Source organism: Parvimonas parva, from assembly GCF_016552165.1.
Lineage (GTDB): Bacteria > Bacillota > Clostridia > Tissierellales > Peptoniphilaceae > Parvimonas > Parvimonas parva.
Genome location: NZ_JACVDA010000007.1, coordinates 1 through 17,879, shown reverse-complemented (window position 1 = coordinate 17,879; position 17,879 = coordinate 1). Strand labels below are relative to the sequence as shown.

Genomic DNA, 17,879 nt, shown 5'->3' with positions numbered 1-17,879 from the left:
AAATCCTCTTAAAAAATTCCTTTAATAAGCGCTAATTTTTCTTTATTTCCATCTCCACCAAGAATTGGGGAATCAATTATTTCAATCACTTCAAGTTTATTTGCAAGTGCATAAAGTTTTACTTTTTCAACAACATTTTCTATAACTTTTTTAGACTTTACAATCCCTTTTTTATTTAAACTTTTGCCCTCACATTCAAATTGTGGCTTTATAAGTGCAACAATTTTGCTATCCTCTTTTAAAAATTTATACAAATTTTCAAAAATATATTTTAAAGAAATAAAAGAAACATCAATAGAAATAAAATCTACTTTTTCACCTATCACTTCAAAATCTAAATATCTAAAATTTGTGTTTTCCAAGCTCACAACTCTTTCATCATTCAACAAACTATCTACAAGTTGATTCGTCCCGACATCTATTGCATAAACTTTTTTTGCTTTTTCGTTAAGCATAATTTGAGTAAAACCACCGGTTGATGCTCCAATATCCATGCAAACCAAATCTTTTAAATCAAGTTCAAAATTTTTAATTGCTGAGTCTAATTTTATTGCACCCCTACCAACATATGTATCTTCAACAGTAGAATTTACAGTAACTAAATTATCATCAACAAGTAAAGATGCTTTTTCTATAACTTTTCCGTCATGAAAAGCTCTTTTTTCTAAAATAATGTTCTTTGCGTGAGTTCTTGACTTTGCAAGACCAAGTTTAAGTAAACAAATATCAGCTCTTTCCATTAGTAAGTCCTTTTTTTCATAAAATCTATAAAATTTACAAAAAATTCTTTTTTTCCGGAAATTTTATTTATCTGTTCAAAAGCAAATTTATTTAACTTTTCTATTTTTTCTTCAACTTCAGTTTTTCCCAAAATTGTAGCAAAAGTTTTTTTATTTAGTCTTATATCCTCATCAAAATCAAACAAATCATCTTGAAGTTGAAATACAAGTCCTAAACTTTTAGCATAGTTTTCCAAGCAAATTAAATCTTTATCGCCTGCTCCTGCAAGTTTTGCCCCTGCTAAGATAGATGCCTTGAAAAGTTCTCCTGTTTTTAAAGAATTTATAATTTCAATGTCGTTTAAAGAGTCTATTTTATTTTCAAGGTCTAAAAATTGACCGTAAATCATTCCATTTATACCACTTGAATTTAAAATTATTTCACTTGAAGATAGTGCATTTTTGATTTCATCAATATTTTCAAGACTTTTTATAGCCTTAACCATAATCAAATTAGCATTATTTAAAAGCTCATCGCCGACTAAAACGGCATTTGACTGTCCGAATTTACCATAAACGGACAGAACTCCACGTCTAAATTTATCATCGTCCATTTCAGGCAAGTCGTCATGAACTAGAGAATAATTGTGAATAAGCTCAATGGCAACGGAAAAATCTAAAGCCAAATCACAAACTTCCTTGTAACTTTTATAAGCCTCTAAAAGCAAAATAGCCCTTATTCTCTTTCCACCAACGGAAAAAGAATAAGCACACATTTTTTCAAACTCATTTTCATTTTTATAAACTAAATTAAGTCTATCTTCAATAATTTGTTTATCTTTTTTAATTAAACTTAAAAATTTTTCCATTACAATTCCAAACTCACTTGTCCGTCTTCTAATGTCTTTTCAACAAATTTTTTCTCTTCATCTTCTGCTTTTTCATCAAATAAAAATAGTCTGCCCTCTTCTTTTTCCAATATTTCAACTAATTCTTTGTGAAGTTTCATTCCCTTTTTATATAATTCAATACTCTTTTCAAGGCTTAATTGTTCCTTTTCCAGAGTATTTACGATTTTTATAAGTTCTTCTATTCCCTTATCGTAATTTTCTAATTTAATTGCCATCTACAATCTCCTTAACATCAGAAATAATCTCTCCATTAGAAACTTTAAGTTTCAAAGAATCTCCTACATTTACAGCTTTAATATCATTTACAATCTCATCATTCTCATTATAAATAATGCTATAACCTCTTTGTAAAACACTATTTGGATTAATAATCTCTAAAGATTGTCTTTTAAAATCAAGTAACTGTTTATTATAATTAAAAACTGCGATAATCTTTTCATCTAAAGACTTTTTCAAATTCTCCAAATTTTCCTTTAATGTAGTTATTCTATTAGCCGGATTATAATATTCCAATTCTTTTTTCAAATGTTCCAGCTGAATTTTATCAGCAGAAATTTCTTCCAATATATTTTTATTAAGTTTCTTCTCAGCCTGAGATAAAAATTCTCTTATTTCGTCCATACTAACTGATGAAAGCTCTGCTCCTGCCGTTGGAGTTGCCGCTCTTTTATCTGCAACAAAATCCGTAAGCATTGTATCTATCTCGTGTCCAACAGCTGATATGATCGGTTTTTTACAATTAAAAATGGTTCTAATAAGATTTTCATCATTAAACGCATTCAAATCTTCAAAAGAACCTCCACCTCTACCAACTATAATTGTATCAATAAAATCTAGCGAATCTAAGTACTTAACACCCTCAGCTATCTCATCACTTGCACCAATACCTTGCACCTTTGCAGGATAAAAATAAATATTTGCAATTCTATATCTTCTTCTTAAAGTATTTAAAATATCACGAATTGCAGCTCCATTCTTAGCTGTAACAACTCCAATATTTTTAGGAAACTTTGGAATAGGCTTTTTAAATTCAACATTAAAAAGGCCCTCCTTTGAAAGCTTTTCCTTTAAGGCTAAAAATTGTTCATATAAATTTCCAAGACCAACCCTTTCAACATTTTTACAAAGTATTTGGTAGTAACTTCCCTTTTCGTAAGTCATAATAGTTCCGGTTACAACAACCTTTTGTCCGTCAGTAAGATTTAAACTACTTGCAATCGGAACTGTTTTAAAGACTACACATTTAAGCACAGCTTCATCATCTTTGATACTAAAATAACTATGACCACCGGACTTTTTAAAATTAGATACTTCACCTTCAACACTAATATTGGATAAAAAAGAATCTCTTCTAAGTATATTGGAAATATACTTACTAACCTCTTTTACCTTAAATGTTGTCATCAAAATTCTCCTATTAATAAACCATTAAAAGTACCCCTGAAATAACAAAAATACTCAAAATAGGTAATATATGTTCCTTCAATGATTTTATAGATAATTTAGGTACTGCTATGAAAGCCATTAAACTACAAACAACCGGAACATAAAAAGCAACCATTAAGTAAAACTGTCTCCAACGTAAAAAGTTTACATTCATACTGTATTTAAAAAATACGAAAATAGCAATACAAATCGCACTAAAAATAGGATAAACAATCCATTTTCTTTTATCAGCAGTTCCTACTAAATAAGTTGACACAGCAATCCCTATAAAAGGAATAGCAATAAATCCAATTAACAATAAAGTATTTAATAAACCCATAGCAAACTCCCAAAATTAAATTTTATTTTTTGCTCGAACAATAGTTCCAAGTATTCCATTTACAAATTTATATGAGGCGTCAGTGGAATATTTATTAGCAATCTCAATAGCCTCATTTATGGCAACACTCTCAGGAATGTCGTCTAAATAATAAATTTCGTTAACTGCAACTCTAAGAATCGCCAAGTCAATCTTAGCTATTCTACTGTAATTCCAGCAACCCTCTAAATTTTCTTTTATTATGTTGTCAATATCATCAATATTATCGATTATAGATTTACAGTTTTTTCTAATATATTTAAGCTCATTACTTGGTAAATCAAAATATTCGATAAAACTTTCTATCTCATCACATTTAAAACTGTTGTGGATACTTAATTGATATATCAACTTCATACACCACTCACGTGCCTCACTTCTAGTCATAAACCCTCTCTACTTTTCAACAGACTCAATGCAAATATTAACTCCTAAAACTTTAATACTTGTCATTACTTCTACTTTTAATTTTATATTTTCTTGAATTTTCTTTACAATTTCTTCAAGTTTTTGTCCATACTCAACAGAAACTTTAACAGAAATTTCTATTCCACTTTCTAGAAAATTAATTTCTATTCCTTTTTTAGAATTTTTTGCATTAATTTTTTCAGCATCAGATGGAACACCAACGATAGATTTTACTCCTTCAACTTCAATAGTTGCCATAGCGGTAATCATATAAAAAATATCGTTAGATATTTTGATGCTACCATTTTCAAACTTATTTTTATTCATAATTAATACACCTCCACTTATTAAGTATTATACCATATTTTCAATTTAGATAATTTTTCAAAGGTAAATATGGTGAAATAAAAATTTCATTTTGAAATTCTCTATTTGTAACTTTCATTATATCAAAATTAGCAAATTTATTCAAATAAAATTAAATATTTATACAAAATAAAATTTATTTTTTAATCAATCTAATATATTTTTTTAATAAAAAATAAAAAAATAACATGAAAACAGTTAGAAAAACAATTTACTATATGTTATATATAACAAAAATCTGAAATCTCCTTGTTTCAAAACAAAAAGCCAACGAAATGTTGGCTTTTTATCTTACATATTTTTTCATAGTATATTTTTTATTTTTAACATCAAATACTTCTATATAAGGCACTCCTTCAATATAATTCCAACATTCAATATATATAGGTTCAATTTCCAATAAACGTTCATTTTCTAAAAGTGAATAATTTTTGTATGAACTTGGATATTTTTCTTTAAATATTTCACAAAATGTTTTATTTTCAATAGGTTTCCCGACATCACAACATATCCCATTAATCTGAATATTATCAATACACAAAGATACATTAGGATTTGCAATTATCTGATTATATTTTTTAAAGTTTTTATCCGTTTGAAAATAAAATTTTTCATCAATCACAATTATACTCATCATTCTTGATGTTACAAAGTCATCTTTTGAAGTTGATAACACCATAAATTTACTTCTTCCGATTTTTTCAAAGAATTTAGAATATTTTTCTTTAAACACCATATTCTCCTTTCAATTACTTCGTATAATAATATATTGCAAGTTGCGTTCTATCTCTAAGTTCTAACTTTTCTAAAATTCCTGAAATATAATTTCTAACAGTTCCCTCACTTAAAAATAATTTTTCAGAGATTTCTTTATTAGATAATCCCTTAGCAATTTGTTCTAATATTTCAATCTCTTTTTGAGTTAAAAGATTAAAATCTTTTTTTGTAGTATTAAAAAGATTTTTTAAATTCAGTTCATTATCTAAAATTTTATTTCCAAGACTTACACTTTCTATCGCAGGAATTAGTGATGCAACATTATCCTTTAAAATAACTCCTAAAACACCTTTGTTTAAAGCTCTAATTATATCATCTCTATCATTGAAAGTTGTTAAGAGCATTATTTTGGCATCTTTGTCAAATTCTAAAATTTCTATTGCAACATCAACTCCATTTACTTCTTTCATTCTTATATCCAAAATTACTACGTCAATTTTATTTTCTTTGTATGTTTCAATCGCTTTTTTTGAATCTGTTGTTGCAAGTACAATCTCATACCCACTTTTTCCAAGTATGGTACTTAAAGCGTTTAACACCAAAGAATCGTCATCAACCATTAAAATTTTCATTACTTTTCACCCTTATCTATCGCAATATTTATCTTAAATCCATTATCTGTAATTACATTGAAAAGTCCTCTGTACTTTCTTGCAATTTCCTCCATCGACAAAATCCCAAGTCCATCGCTCTTTTCAAATTTTATATCCTTTCCATTATCAAAAATTGTGATAATATATGCCTTTTCATTTTCAATAATTTTAACTGTAAAGCTATCTCCATTTGAATGTTTTGTAAAATTAGCAAAAGCCTCTTTAACAATACTTAAAATATCAAAACTCAAATTTTCATTCATTTTCGTTTTTACTTTATAAATCAATTTTGTTTTAACATTAGGAATATCAATTAATTTTCCAATATAACTTTCCAAGTCAAAAGACGATTTATACATATTGTGAATTATTTTTCTTATATCAACCATTCCGATGGATAAATTTTCTCTAATTCTTTCAATAGAAGTTTTAACCTCTTTGTCTTCAACTATAAATTCTAAAGCTCTAAGCTCTAAAATAGACGCTGAAATTGTATGTCCTATCGAATTGTGCAATTCTTTTGAAATTTTTTCTCTTTCTTTTAAAATATTTTCATAATTTTTTCTTTCTTCTTCAAGATATAAATTTTTTAAATTCTTTTGAAGTTTATATTTTTCTTTATGAAAATTCAAAAATTCTCTATGATAGAAAATTTTTCTCTCATAAAGTTCTCTATCATATTGAGATAGACAAATTATAAGCAAAGAAAGTGCTAAAAAATCAAATTCTCCGGTAATTAAAAATACCAAAAATATCGGAACATTGTATATCGATTTTTTATACAAAGCGTATATTAAAACAAAGCTAAAAAATCTAAATTCCGGAAAAAAATACATTAAAATAGAAAAAATCACAGACAAAACAAAGCTGTAATAAATATTTTCTTCAATTTCTACAATGAGCATAAAACTCAAAGAAACTAAACTAAAAATTGCAATATTAATTGCTCCTATGCTATCTGAAAACAAAAACATTAAACTTAATAAAAAATATTTTAAAAATACCATATCATCACCAAATATATTTTACCATATTTTTCAAAAAATTACATTTGTCATATTGATAAAATTACATAATACACTAATTTTTTAAAAAATTTGTTGATATAATATTGGTGAGGTGATAATTATGATTATAAAAATAGAAGATTTAATTAAAAGTTTTAAAGAAAAAATTGTTTTAGACCATTTTAATTTATCTCTTGAAAAAGGAGATGTACTTGGACTTATAGGTCCAAACGGTTGTGGAAAGACGACTTCAATAATGTGTATGCTTTCTCTTTTGAAATATGACAGTGGAAATATTGAAGTTTTTGGAAAAAAAGATATTTCTAGTGAATATGAAATTAAGAAAAAAATTGGAATTGTTCCTCAAGAACTTGCTGTTTTTAATAATTTAACTGTAAAAGAAAATATCGACTATTTTTGTGGTCTATATATATCTAATAAAAATGAAAGAAAAAGGCTTGTAAATGAAGCTATTGAATTTACAGGACTTCAAAGTCATGAAAAAATGTTGGAAAAGAAGCTATCAGGTGGGCTTAAAAGACGTTTAAATATCGCTTGTGGTATTTCACATAAGCCTGAACTTGTAATTTTAGACGAGCCAACAGTTGCAGTAGATGCTCAAAGCAGAAAGTTTATCTTAGATGGAATTAAAAATTTAGCTGAAAATGGATCATCAATTCTTTATACTACTCACTATTTAGATGAAGCTGAATATCTTTGCAATAAAATTTCTATTATGGATAATGGAAAAAATATCTTAACCGGAGATATGCAAACTTTGATTAATGGAGTAAGTGTAAAAGAAAAGATTACAGTTGTAGGTTTTATAAAACCTGAAATTATTTCAATCTTAGAAAAACAAGATGAAGTAATTGATGTTGAAGCGAAGGAAAATCAAGTAACTTTTAATTATTCTAGTGATACAGGAAACATTAAAAAATTAATTCATTTACTTGATGAAAACAATGTAGTTTATGAAGAAATTTTTTCAAAGAAACCTAAACTGGAAGATATTTTCTTAGAAATGACAGGAAAGGAGCTTAGAGAATAATGGGAATTTTATCTGCTTTAAAAGTAAATTTGCTACATTTAACTAGAGATAAACTAACTTTATTTTGGAATACTTTTTTCCCTATAATTTTAGCTACGTTTTTTTGTCTTATAATTCCTAATATTGGCAAAAATTTTGATAAAGTAAATGTTGGAATTAACAAAAACAATCCACATGAATACATTTTAAAACAAATTCCATATCTTAATCTTAAAGAAGTAAAAGAAGATGTTCAAACAGATCTAAAAAATAAAGAATATAAAGCATTTATAGAAGATGATTTATCTTTAAAAATTATATCATCTAATTCAGAAGTTATGGTTGTTAAAAATATCCTTGACCAAATAAAACAAATGTATGAAACTAAAATTAATCAGGAAGAAATTATAAAAAATATTGATAAAGATTTTATAGAGGACAAAAACCATGGTGTTACAGGTGTTGAACCCATACTTTTTTCAATAATTATTATGGCAAGTCTATATACTATGTTTGATGGCGTTATCTACATAGATAATATATTATATGATTCGTCTGATTTTGCAGTAAGAATGTTAGTTTCTCCAATAAAAAAATCAACTTATTTGCTAAACGGAATAATATCTGCACTTATACTTACAGGTTTTAATTCTACATTATTGATTATTTATTTAAAACTTGTATTTGGGATAACCCTGATAACAAACTATTTGGCTTCAATAATTACAATAATTATTATTATGATTTTTGGAATTACATTAGGAATGTTCCTTGCCGTTACACTAAAAACTAAAACAGAAACTAAATCTATGGTTGGACTTGGATGTATTCTTCTAATGAATTATACTTCAGGAATGATGGGCTCAAGTGTAACAAATGCTATAACTTCAGCTTTCCCTATAATAAAAAAGATAAATCCTACAATATATATGGAAAATGCCTTATTAGGTGTAAATATCGCAAATGACAATAGCTACTTGATTTCAATGGCTAAGTATGTAATTCCATTTACTCTAGTTTTATTTGGAATTGCATTAGTATATTTGAGGAGGCATAAGTATAATGATATTTAAAAATTATATGAAAATATTTATTAAAAATATAAAAGCCGTTTTAGTTTCTTTCATAATTTTTATGGTTATGTTGATTGTATTTACCAGTTCAAAAAATAATGACGTTGAATTTAAACCTATGAAGCTGAACTTAATGATAAATGATGAAGATAAAAGCGAAGAGTCAAAAGCCTTAATAAATTATTTAAAAGAAAAACATAATGTAAAAGAAGAAAAAATTACGGAAAGCGAAGCAAGAAAACAAATTGTTGAGGATAAAATTATAGCTTATATGGTAATTAATAAAGATTTTAAACAAAATTTGTTAAATAATAAAAAAGCAATTTCGATTTTAGCACCAACAAAAACTTCATATATAACCTTTTTAAAAATAGATTTAAAAAGTTATCTCAATTACACATTGTCTGCAATAAATTCAAATGTTGATCAACAAGAGGTAATAAATACATTAAAGAAAGAGATTGATGTAAAGATAATAGATACTAAATTATATAATCAAGAACAAGGACAAGAAGCCTTTAACACTACTTTTTTAATCTTAAGTTATATAGTTTTTACGAGTATAATTTCAATAATTATAAATATTGATGCTGAATTTAAAAAAGAAAGTCTTTTAAAAAGAATGGCTTTATCCCCTTATAGTCAAAAATCACAAACTTTACAACAATTTTTAGCTCAGGTAATAATATCTATATTAATATCAAGTTTTTATTTAGCTGTTTCAATATCAAGAGTGAATAAATCAATAGCTAAAATTGATTTAATATATATGAGTTTAGCAGTATTTATATTTTCATTTACTGCAATTTCACTAGGACAACTACTTGTATCAATTTCAAAGGATGTAAAAGTTGTAAATGGTGTAAATTCTGCTTTCACATTAATAATGGCATTTTCATCAGGAGTATTTTTACCAATGAAATTCTTACCACAAGGATTAATAAATGTTTCTAAATTTATGCCACAATATTATTTTGTAAAGTTTTTAGAAGAAATAAATTTTGAAAAATTTTTACTATTTGTTGCATCACAAGTTATATTCATAGTATTTTATACACTACTAGGAATATTCATAAAAAGATACAAATTAAAAGAAGTCGCTTAAACGACTTCTTTTAAAATTTAATTTATTTATTTTTTCCTTTATACATTGTTTTGTATTTCATTCCAATTGTTCTGCTTATATAATTTGAAGATATTGCACAAATTATTAGAGTAAACAATGTTGTAATATATAACTGGTTTTGATTTCCTATTATCCATGATACAATCAAAACAAAAATTCCTCCTGCAATAAAGACAACTCCTGAAAATTTATTTGCATAGTTAAAAACTATATCGTTATTCATTGTCCATTTGTTCCTTATTGCAAATTCACTTTCTTTTTTAACTCTTCTAAGATAAATTCCATAAAATACAATTAGTACAGCCATCAAAGAAAAAACTATTCTAATTACAAAAAAAGGAATTTCCATTTTTGAATTTTTTAACATAAGTTTTAAAACTGAAAAAGTAAAATAGTTACACATAATGGAAATAAGTAAATTTACAAAGGCAACAACAGTTACTCCCGTAGGATAATTTTCATCAGAAAATTTTTTCTTTACTCTTTTTAAATAAGTTATTCCAAAGAATGATAAAACGACATTTATGATTGCAAATGTGTAAATCATATATGAGCCGATAAAAACTTCTTTTCCATTTTTAATAAAAGCCAAAACAGATGCTGGCAATACAATAAATCCTGCTGTTGCAAGTATTATTGGAGTTATTGCTAAAATTAATAATAGTTTTAAAAATTTATTCATATATTAATCCTCATATCCATATTTTTGGTAAAATTCTTTTTTGTATTCTAAAAATCTGTCTTCTCTAATCGCTTGTCTAATATTTTCCATAGTTTTAAGTAAAAATCTCAAATTATGGATTGATAAAAGTCTTGCTCCTAAAATTTCATCAACATTTATTAAATGTCTAATATATGCTCTTGTATGATTTTTACAAGCATAACAATCACATTCATCATCAAGTGGAGAAAAGTCTTTTGCATATTTTGCATTCTTTATAACAAGTTTTCCTTTTGAAGTCATCGCAGTTCCATTTCTTGCAATTCTAGTTGGAAGAACACAGTCAGCCATATCAATTCCTGCCTCAACCGCCTCAAATAAATAATCAGGCGTTCCAACACCCATTAAGTATCTTGGCTTATTTTCCGGCATAAATTGTGCTGTGTAGTTCAAATATTCAACCATAATTTCCTTAGGTTCTCCAACACTAAGTCCACCGATTGCATAACCCGGTAAATCCATATCAATAGTAGCAAGAGCAGATTCTCTTCTCAAATCTTTAAACATTCCCCCTTGAATAATTCCAAAAAGAGCTTGTTTATCCGTATTTTTATGATAATCTTTACATCTCTTTAGCCAACGTAAAGTTCTCTCCATAGAATTTTTAACATAATCATAGCTAGCAGGATATGGAGCACATTCATCAAAAGCCATCATAATATCTGAGCCTAAATCATTTTGAATTTCCATTGATTTTTCAGGAGAAATAAAATGTTTTGAACCGTCAATATGTGACCTAAATTCAACACCCTCTTCAGTTATTTTTCTAATATCTCCAAGACTAAAAACTTGAAAACCGCCACTATCTGTTAAAATCGGCTTATCCCAATTCATAAATTTGTGAAGTCCTCCTGCCATTCTTATAATCTCTTGACCGGGCTTTAAATATAAATGGTAAGTATTTCCAAGTATTATTTGTGAGCCAATGTCTTTAAGTTCATCAACATTCATAGCCTTTACAGTTGCACGAGTTCCAACCGGCATAAAGATTGGAGTTTCAATAACTCCTCTATTTGTATAAATCTTTCCAAGTCTTGCATTACAATCCTTAGACTTTTTTATTAATTCATATTTTAATTCCATTATTTCTCCTTTTTAATTAGCATTGCATCTCCAAAGCTAAAAAATCTATATCTATTTTTTGTTGCCTCGTTATAAGCATTCATTATTATTTCTTTTGATGCAAAAGCGCTAACAAGCATTATTAAAGTTGACTTTGGCAAATGAAAGTTTGTAATCAAACAATCTACAACTCCAAATTCAAATCCGGGATAGATAAAAATATCGGTATCTCCGTTACAAGCAACTAATTTCCCATATTTTTTATAAACTGTTTCCAAAGTTCTAACACTTGTAGTTCCAACAGCAAAAACTCTATTTCCATTTTCTTTTGCAGAATTTATAATTTCAACACTTTCTTTAGAAATTTCATAATATTCTTCATGCATTTTATGTTCCAAAACATTATCAACCTTTACAGGTCTAAAAGTGCCAAGTCCAACATGAAGTGTTACTCTTGCAATCTTAACACCTTTTTCCTTTAATTTTTCCAAAAGTTCATCTGTAAAATGAAGTCCTGCAGTTGGTGCAGCAGCAGAACCATTATGTTTTGCATAAACGGTTTGATACCTATTTTTTTCTTCCAATTTTTCGTGAATATAAGGTGGTAGTGGCATTGTTCCAAGTTCATCTAAAATCTCCTCGAAAATTCCATCATAAGAAAATTTAACAAATCTCTCTCCATCAATGCTTATTCCAACAACTTCTCCGACTAATTTTCCATTTCCAAATTCTACCTTTGAGCCGATTTTCATTTTCTTACCCGGTTTTACCAAAGTTTCCCAAGTATTATCCTCATGTTTTTTCAAAAGTAAAACTTCGATTACCTCTTCCTTATTCGGTCTTGAACCGAAAAGTCTTGCAGGAATTACTTTCGTATCATTTATTACAAGTACATCACCTGAATTTATATATTCTACTATATCCTTAAAAACTTTATGTTCTAAATCGAAATTTTCTCTATTTACAACTAAAAGTTTTGAACTTGATCTATCCTTAAGCGGAAACTGAGCAATCAAAGACTCATCAAGCTCAAAATCAAAATCATCCGTTTTTAAACTTTTCATTAACTCTCTTCCTTCTATATAAAATATAAAATACATCTACAAGATTATATTATATATTGTTTTTCAATATTTTTCAAATTTTTTAAATTGTTTTTTATATCAATAGATTATAATTATAAAAATTATTGACAAAAAAATTTTTTTGTGCTACCATCAGGTTGATAGGAAGTGTGCTTTCTATATTTGTGTCTGCAGATAGAATATCTTTTAAAAAAGGATATGAGTTTTTATGTCAGCATTGATAGCAGCAGCATGGGTTTATGGTCCTCAAGCTGTAGCATGGGTTATAGCAAATGGTCCTATGCTAATTCAAATGGGAGCAGCTGCATTTGTTCTATTGAGTCAAATGTTTGGCTAAACAACAAGGCTACATTAACTGTATCCTCTTACATATTTTATTAGGAGAGTTTTATGATTTTAAAAAAATTAAGCCATTCTTTTGAAAATTTTTCAATTTATGTTGAAAATATAAATTTTGATAAGGGAAAAATTTATGCACTCATTGGAAAAAATGGTGCAGGTAAAACGACATTAATGAATGCAATAACAAAAAATTTAAATTTAAACGGAAATATTGAAATGGATATTGATGAAGATAAAATTCTTTATATTCCAACTGAACTTAACGCCTATGAGTTTTTAACTGTAAAAGAGTTTATAAATCTTTTGTTAAAACATAATGATACAAACTCAAATTACGATTATGTTATAGAAAAATTAAATTTAAAAAACAAAGAAAATGAATTAATTGCAAATCTTTCACAGGGAATGAGTAAAAAAATCGCTCTATCTCCTATATTTATACGAAATTTTGATTTTTTAATTCTGGATGAACCATTTAACAGTATAGATATAAACTATATATTTGAGCTTAAAATCTATCTAAAAGAGATTTCTAAAGATTGTGCTATTTTGATTTCTTCACATATTTTAGATACTCTTTCAGATATATGTGATGAATTTTTTATAATGAAAGATGGAAAAATTGTAAAAATTTTAGATAAAAGTACAGAAAATTTGGAGAGTGAAATTCTTGAATGTATTTAAGATAAATTTTGAAGTTTTTAGGAAAAGATTTAAAATAAAAAATATTTTTAACCTAATAGAATTCTTTGTATCAATACTATTTATGATTTCATTAATACATATTGGATTTATTCTATTTGGCAAGTATGAAGATATGTATCTTCTAAAAAGTTTATTCTTTTTTACAATAATTATTGAGTTTGTCTTCCCAAACTATAATTTAAACAATAAATTAAAACTAAAATCATTTTTTGGAAAATTAAAAACTGAAGAAATAGAAAGATACTATTCTTCAAAAAGTTTAATTAGATCTTTGATAATAGGTTTTTTTGTGTTTATTCCATACAGATTAGATTTGATAAATGTAAGCCTATTCTATATGACAATTGTATCATTGCTATTTTTAGTTGTTATAGGACTTAGAAAAATATTCAATAAAGTTGATTTTCAGTCATTTTTACTATTGATTAGATTTAGTATAATGTTTTTGCTTTTAGTATTTGTAAAAAAAGGAACTGGAGAGATTATAAAAAATTTTGCAAATAAAATTTCTTTTTTTATTTACTTTTTAGTATTTTTTGCCTTTGTCCATATATCAATAAAAATATTAAATTCTATAAAGTCAAATTATATTAAAAAACATAATTTTTCAAAATTTTTAACAAATTCAGAAAAATATTTTGGATATAATTTTTTATATGTTATAAGAAATGGAAATTTTCTAAGGAACATATCCTTATTTTATACAATATCAATTTTGACGATTTATAGAGAAACAATTGAAAATGCAATAATTGCTTTTACTATTTCAGTTGTTTTAAATGGAATTTCAAATTTATTTGCTATTTTCAAAATAGAACATAATCGTTTTAATTTTATATATGATAAAAATTCATTAAAAAATATAAACAAACTTAAAATAACAGATAATATAAAACTTCATCTTATTTCAACGATTTTTATGTTTCCTGTAATTTATTTTAAAGTCGGATTGATTTTAACAGTGAAAATAACTTTTATATCAACACTAATTACTATATTTTCAACGATTGTAGTATTAAATTTTATACAAAACAAGAATTATAAATACAATAAAAATGATATAATTATAACTATAATTGTAACCTTAATACTAACAATAATTGGAACTAACTTAATAGTATAGAGCGAACCATTCTCCGATTCTTTGCATCGGTTGGGTCCCCGGGAACCTTGTTGTTCCACAACAAAAAAAGTAACGGTTAAATAATCGTTACTTTTTTATTCTACCAAAATGTTTATATGCTTTATCCGTTACAATTCTTCCTCTACTTGTTCTACTTAAAAATCCTATTTGCAATAAATATGGCTCATAAACATCTTCTATTGTTATTCTCTCCTCGCCTGTGGAAGCAGCGATTGTATCAATTCCAACAGGCCCACCTGAAAAATTATCTATTATTGTAGTAATTATTTTTCTATCTATCGTATCAAGACCTAAAGCATCTACTTCTAAAATATCAAGTCCGTCTTTACTCGTTTGCAAATCAATCTTTCCATCTCTTTTAACCTGTGCAAAATCTCTAACCCTTTTTAAAAGTCTATTTGCAATTCTTGGCGTTCCACGAGAACGTCTTGCAATTTCTATAGCCCCATCAGCATCAATTTCAACACCTAAAATACCTGCTGAACGAGTAATAATTTTTTGTAAATTTTCAATGCTATACAATTCAAGATTAAGCATAATCCCAAATCTATCTCTAAGAGGTCCTGTAAGTTGTCCCGTCCTTGTAGTTGCCCCTATCAAAGTAAATTTTTCAAGGTCGATTCTAAGACTTCTGGCACTTGGACCTTTACCGATTATTATATCCAAAGCATAATCTTCCATAGCAGGATATAAAATTTCCTCAACACTTTTATTTATTCTATGAATTTCATCTATAAATAAGACATCATCTTTACTTAAATTAGTCAAAATACTTGCAAGGTCGCTCGGCTTTTCAATAGCAGGACCTGAAGTAACTCTAATATTAACTCCCATTTCATTAGCAATAATATTTGCAAGAGTTGTCTTTCCAAGTCCCGGAGGCCCATACAAAAGACAATGATCTAAAGGCTCGTTTCTAGTCTTAGCAGCCTCTATAAAAATCTTTAATCTCTCTTTTGCTTTTTCTTGACCTATGTACTCATCAATCCACTTCGGTCTTAAACTTGTTTCTATATCAACATCTTCCCTCGAAAAACCAGTTCCGATAATTCTATCTTCAAAATCTTCAAACATAATAACACCTATAATTTTTTCATACTAAGTTTAATAATATCTTCAATTTCCATTTCATCAATATTAATGCTTGAAAGGAATTTTTCAATATCATTTTTCATAAACCCTAAATTAACCAAAGCATCTAAGACAAGCTCTCTCTTTTCAAAATCTTTACCACTTGTTGTGATTTCCATTTCTCCGGTTGAAATATCTTTACTACTGATACTGTCGATTGAAATCTTGTCTTTTAATTCCAAAATGATTTTTTGAGCAGTTTTTTTGCCAACTCCCTTTGCAGTTGAAAGAGAAACAGCATCTCCATTTACAATAGTAAGTTTCAAACTGTCAACAGACATTGACGATAAAATGCCACAGGCAACCTTAGGGCCTATACTATTTACACTAACAAGCATTTTAAACATCTCAAGCTCATCAAGAGTTTTAAAACCAAAAAGAGCGACATAATCTTCCTTTACAATATAGTCTGTAAAAATCGTATAAAAATCCCCAACATTTACATTAAAAATTGTATTGTTGGAAGTAAAAATCTTATAACCTATTCCGTTATTATCTATAACAATATAGTCATTATAAATAAATTTAAGTTCACCACTAATATATTCGTACATAAAACACCTATTTCATTCTAAATTCTTCTTTAAATTTCAAACTAAAAAAATGGCAAAGAGCAATAGCCAAGGCATCTGCCGCATCATCAGGTTTTGGAATCTCTTTAAGTTTAAAAATCATCTTAACGCTCTCTTGCATTTGCTTTTTATCAGCCCTACCATAGCCGGTAATAGCTTGTTTAACTTGTAAAGGAGTATATTCATAAGCTAAAATATTTTTCTTTATAAAAGATAAAATTTCAACACCACGAGCTTGTGCAACATTTATTACCGTCTTAACATTCTTGTTAAAAAACAGTTCCTCAATCGCAAGTTCATCAACATTATGTAAATCAATCAATTTATTCAATTCTTCATCAATAATCTTAAGTCTATCAGGAAGTGGAACTCCTGCCTTAGTTTCAATAACACCATAATCAATAAGTCTAACTCTATTACCAATCGCTTCAATAATTCCATAACCAACGATTGCAATCCCAGGGTCTAATCCAAAAATAATCACAAAAAATCCTCCAATACTACCCCTTATAATAACATAAAACACATATTTTTTCAATTAAAGAAAGTTATATTTATTGCACAAAAAAAGCAAGAATTAAATCTTGCTTTTTAAATATTATTCGTAATCTTCACAGCTTAGTAAATCTTCTCTCTTAACTTTACCTTTTTCATCGTAAGTCATTTTACTGAAGTTAATTAAGTGAGGTATCATATTAATCTTTCTACATTCAATTAAATGAACAACTTTGCTTAAATCTCCAACTTCTTTAGCTTGAGTTTTCATGATTTTCATCATTGAGTACTTAAGTTCAGTTTCTTTGAAAGTTATAGTGCTCATTCCTTTTTTATTGAAAGCAGCTTGAACCATTGATTCACAGTTTTCTTCTGTAAGTGCAGGAATTAAAATATAATCTACATCACTTGCAGCTTCGATACCAGCTTCATCTTTAACTTGAACAGTCTTATGTGAACCTTTAGCAACAGCCATAACAGCTGCCATAAATGGTCTTATTCCAGCAGATCTATGACCTGAAATAATTAAAGTTTCTCCTTTAGCAATAGCTTCTTCGATATATAGACCATGTTCTTCTTTCATATAACCTGAGTCTACATGTTTTTGTAACATTGGATGCATACAAATTTCCTCCTTTTATTTTTTCAATTATATCTATTATACTACATTTTTGATTTTAAATAAATACTTTATTTTAAAAAATTAAAATTTATCTCTTTTTTCTTTGTAATACTAAATTGCAAGAATAAATTAGCCACATAAAAATAATTCTCTAGGCGTTTTGTAATTGAATATTTTTTTAGGATA

General features: G+C 27.0%; 22 protein-coding genes. 5 read left to right on the top strand and 17 right to left on the bottom strand.

Translation table 11 applies throughout. The features are described 5' to 3' along the window. Positions 1-8: 8 nt before the first annotated feature. The 10 genes from IBJ83_RS03190 to IBJ83_RS03145 form a co-directional block, all read right to left on the bottom strand. Positions 9-740 carry a TlyA family RNA methyltransferase gene (locus IBJ83_RS03190; protein ID WP_201275272.1) on the bottom strand — a complete coding sequence of 244 codons (732 nt, stop codon included), beginning with the start codon at positions 738-740 and terminating at the stop codon, positions 9-11. Continuing rightward, entirely contained in the window at positions 740-1,588 is an 849-nt protein-coding gene (locus IBJ83_RS03185; RefSeq protein ID WP_201275271.1) for a polyprenyl synthetase family protein, read from the bottom strand. The genes IBJ83_RS03190 and IBJ83_RS03185 overlap by 1 nt, the downstream gene beginning before the upstream one ends. Further along, the gene (gene xseB / locus IBJ83_RS03180; protein ID WP_068472765.1) at positions 1,588-1,845 is read right to left on the bottom strand and encodes an exodeoxyribonuclease VII small subunit; all 258 of its coding nucleotides are present in this window, start codon (positions 1,843-1,845) and stop codon (positions 1,588-1,590) included. Before xseB ends, IBJ83_RS03185 begins: the two co-directional genes overlap by 1 nt. Continuing rightward, positions 1,835-3,034: an exodeoxyribonuclease VII large subunit gene (gene xseA, locus IBJ83_RS03175; protein ID WP_201275270.1), complete on the bottom strand. Its 1,200-nt coding sequence runs from the start codon at positions 3,032-3,034 to the stop codon at positions 1,835-1,837. The genes xseB and xseA overlap by 11 nt, the downstream gene beginning before the upstream one ends. 13 nt (positions 3,035-3,047) lie before the next feature. Then, positions 3,048-3,395, bottom strand: coding sequence for a hypothetical protein (locus IBJ83_RS03170; RefSeq protein ID WP_068472769.1), 348 nt, complete (start codon positions 3,393-3,395; stop codon positions 3,048-3,050). A 15-nt stretch (positions 3,396-3,410) separates the two neighbouring features. Continuing rightward, positions 3,411-3,821, bottom strand: a complete 411-nt coding sequence (nusB, locus tag IBJ83_RS03165; RefSeq protein WP_068472771.1) for a transcription antitermination factor NusB — start codon at positions 3,819-3,821, stop codon at positions 3,411-3,413. 9 nt (positions 3,822-3,830) lie between these two features. Then, the gene (locus IBJ83_RS03160) at positions 3,831-4,169 is read right to left on the bottom strand and encodes an Asp23/Gls24 family envelope stress response protein (RefSeq protein WP_068472772.1); all 339 of its coding nucleotides are present in this window, start codon (positions 4,167-4,169) and stop codon (positions 3,831-3,833) included. A gap of 325 nt (positions 4,170-4,494) precedes the next feature. Continuing rightward, complete coding sequence (locus IBJ83_RS03155; protein ID WP_201275269.1) at positions 4,495-4,944, bottom strand: pyridoxamine 5'-phosphate oxidase family protein; 450 nt, start codon at positions 4,942-4,944, stop codon at positions 4,495-4,497. Between the two features lie 13 nt (positions 4,945-4,957). Beyond that, positions 4,958-5,557: a response regulator transcription factor gene (locus IBJ83_RS03150; RefSeq protein ID WP_068472776.1), complete on the bottom strand. Its 600-nt coding sequence runs from the start codon at positions 5,555-5,557 to the stop codon at positions 4,958-4,960. Further along, complete coding sequence (locus IBJ83_RS03145; RefSeq protein ID WP_201275268.1) at positions 5,557-6,585, bottom strand: sensor histidine kinase; 1,029 nt, start codon at positions 6,583-6,585, stop codon at positions 5,557-5,559. The genes IBJ83_RS03150 and IBJ83_RS03145 overlap by 1 nt, the downstream gene beginning before the upstream one ends. Before the next feature lie 121 nt (positions 6,586-6,706). On the opposite strand from IBJ83_RS03145, the gene IBJ83_RS03140 reads away from it, so the two are divergent. From IBJ83_RS03140 to IBJ83_RS03130, 3 genes are read left to right on the top strand one after another with little or no spacing between them, the layout of a single operon-like run. After that, entirely contained in the window at positions 6,707-7,636 is a 930-nt protein-coding gene (locus tag IBJ83_RS03140) for an ABC transporter ATP-binding protein (RefSeq protein WP_201275267.1), read from the top strand. Beyond that, positions 7,636-8,688 carry an ABC transporter permease gene (locus tag IBJ83_RS03135; RefSeq protein WP_068472780.1) on the top strand — a complete coding sequence of 351 codons (1,053 nt, stop codon included), beginning with the start codon at positions 7,636-7,638 and terminating at the stop codon, positions 8,686-8,688. The genes IBJ83_RS03140 and IBJ83_RS03135 overlap by 1 nt, the downstream gene beginning before the upstream one ends. Further along, positions 8,678-9,793 (top strand): ABC transporter permease, encoded by a 1,116-nt coding sequence (locus IBJ83_RS03130; protein ID WP_068472783.1) that lies wholly within the window; start codon positions 8,678-8,680, stop codon positions 9,791-9,793. Before IBJ83_RS03135 ends, IBJ83_RS03130 begins: the two co-directional genes overlap by 11 nt. A 22-nt stretch (positions 9,794-9,815) precedes the next feature. Here the strand turns inward: IBJ83_RS03130 and IBJ83_RS03125 are convergent, their stop codons facing one another. The 3 genes from IBJ83_RS03125 to queA are packed head-to-tail and all read right to left on the bottom strand — an operon-like array spanning position 9,816 to position 12,661. Beyond that, positions 9,816-10,496: an SdpI family protein gene (locus tag IBJ83_RS03125; protein ID WP_201275266.1), complete on the bottom strand. Its 681-nt coding sequence runs from the start codon at positions 10,494-10,496 to the stop codon at positions 9,816-9,818. A gap of 3 nt (positions 10,497-10,499) precedes the next feature. After that, positions 10,500-11,618: a tRNA guanosine(34) transglycosylase Tgt gene (tgt, locus tag IBJ83_RS03120; RefSeq protein ID WP_068472787.1), complete on the bottom strand. Its 1,119-nt coding sequence runs from the start codon at positions 11,616-11,618 to the stop codon at positions 10,500-10,502. Then, positions 11,618-12,661, bottom strand: a complete 1,044-nt coding sequence (queA, locus tag IBJ83_RS03115) for a tRNA preQ1(34) S-adenosylmethionine ribosyltransferase-isomerase QueA (RefSeq protein ID WP_201275265.1) — start codon at positions 12,659-12,661, stop codon at positions 11,618-11,620. Before queA ends, tgt begins: the two co-directional genes overlap by 1 nt. A gap of 411 nt (positions 12,662-13,072) precedes the next feature. On the opposite strand from queA, the gene IBJ83_RS03110 reads away from it, so the two are divergent. Continuing rightward, positions 13,073-13,708 carry an ATP-binding cassette domain-containing protein gene (locus IBJ83_RS03110; protein WP_201275264.1) on the top strand — a complete coding sequence of 212 codons (636 nt, stop codon included), beginning with the start codon at positions 13,073-13,075 and terminating at the stop codon, positions 13,706-13,708. Next, positions 13,695-14,852, top strand: a complete 1,158-nt coding sequence (locus IBJ83_RS03105; protein ID WP_201275263.1) for a hypothetical protein — start codon at positions 13,695-13,697, stop codon at positions 14,850-14,852. Before IBJ83_RS03110 ends, IBJ83_RS03105 begins: the two co-directional genes overlap by 14 nt. 87 nt (positions 14,853-14,939) lie before the next feature. Here the strand turns inward: IBJ83_RS03105 and ruvB are convergent, their stop codons facing one another. The 4 genes from ruvB to IBJ83_RS03085 all read right to left on the bottom strand — a co-directional run bounded on the left by ruvB (position 14,940) and on the right by IBJ83_RS03085 (position 17,693). After that, positions 14,940-15,947: a Holliday junction branch migration DNA helicase RuvB gene (gene ruvB, locus IBJ83_RS03100; protein WP_201275262.1), complete on the bottom strand. Its 1,008-nt coding sequence runs from the start codon at positions 15,945-15,947 to the stop codon at positions 14,940-14,942. 8 nt (positions 15,948-15,955) lie between these two features. After that, positions 15,956-16,558, bottom strand: a complete 603-nt coding sequence (gene ruvA, locus IBJ83_RS03095; protein ID WP_201275261.1) for a Holliday junction branch migration protein RuvA — start codon at positions 16,556-16,558, stop codon at positions 15,956-15,958. Positions 16,559-16,565: 7 nt separating this feature from the next. Then, the gene (gene ruvC / locus IBJ83_RS03090) at positions 16,566-17,060 is read right to left on the bottom strand and encodes a crossover junction endodeoxyribonuclease RuvC (protein ID WP_201275260.1); all 495 of its coding nucleotides are present in this window, start codon (positions 17,058-17,060) and stop codon (positions 16,566-16,568) included. Between the two features lie 114 nt (positions 17,061-17,174). Further along, positions 17,175-17,693 carry a hypothetical protein gene (locus IBJ83_RS03085; RefSeq protein WP_201275259.1) on the bottom strand — a complete coding sequence of 173 codons (519 nt, stop codon included), beginning with the start codon at positions 17,691-17,693 and terminating at the stop codon, positions 17,175-17,177. Positions 17,694-17,879 lie beyond the last annotated feature (186 nt).